The 960-nt window shown below is 55.3% G+C and carries 1 protein-coding gene; it reads left to right on the top strand.

Going from position 1 to position 960, the window contains the following annotated elements; translation table 11 throughout:
- A partial coding sequence (locus tag FAP39_RS17365) for a porin (protein ID WP_138017627.1) occupies positions 1-900 on the top strand: 900 nt, incomplete at its 5' end.
- Positions 901-960: the final 60 nt, after the last annotated feature.

Consider the following 960-nt stretch of genomic DNA (forward strand, 5'->3'; position numbering starts at 1 on the left):
GCTACGACTGCTCTTGTTGCAACCGCTGGTGTTGCTGCTGCAGACGTAACCTTCGGCGGCTACGGCCGCTTCGGCATCGACTATGACGAGGCCCGCGCTGCTGGCTCAGAAACTCGCATTGAAAGCCGTTTCCGTTTGGTCGTAACTGCATCTGCAGAATCCGACAACGGTCTGTCTTTTGGCGCTCAAATCCGTTACCAGTCTAACGAAGCTGCTACCGGTTACGGCGCTTCAGCTGCTGGCTTCAACATGCCACGCTTCTGGGTATCGACAGGCGGTCTGACTGTTTCTGTTGGTAACACATTGGGTGCTCTGGAAAACATGCCTGGCATGTATGCTGGTTCGCTTGGTCTGACAGGTCTGGGTTACGCAAACGTTGTGTATAACTTCCTGGGTGACGCGTACACTTCCGGTGCTGGCGGTCGTCAAGGTCTGGACGTAATCTATGCAGCAGGCAACTGGGGCGTTCACTTGTCCTACTCACCTGACGCAGCTTCTCAAGGCGGCGCAGGCACTCTGGAGCGTACAGCTCTGGCCGTTTCCTACACAATGGGCAACTACACATTTGCTCTGGCTGGCCAAGACTCCAACTCTGCAGCTGACACTGAATTCGCATTCACAGCTGGCGGATCATGGGGCAACCTGGACGCGACTCTGCAATATGCAGATAACGGCACAGGCGGCAGCAAATACGGTATCGGTGGTCAGTACCAAGTTGGTTCTGCAACCTTCATCCGTGCCTATATCAACCATGACGAAGCTCTGGCCGGTGGCACAGGCGACGAAAACATGGGTATTGGCTTCCAGCACCGCTTCGGCGGCGGCACCTTCCTCGAAGGTGGTGTAGCTGATCTGGCTGGCCGTACACGTGCCGACCTGGGTCTGCGTTTCTCGTTCTAATTCCTGAACGATACGTACCTAATAGAGGGCAGGTCGAAAGACCTGCCCTTTTCTTTTGTT

This window comes from Shimia litoralis, assembly GCF_005518135.1.
GTDB lineage: Bacteria > Pseudomonadota > Alphaproteobacteria > Rhodobacterales > Rhodobacteraceae > Shimia_E > Shimia_E litoralis.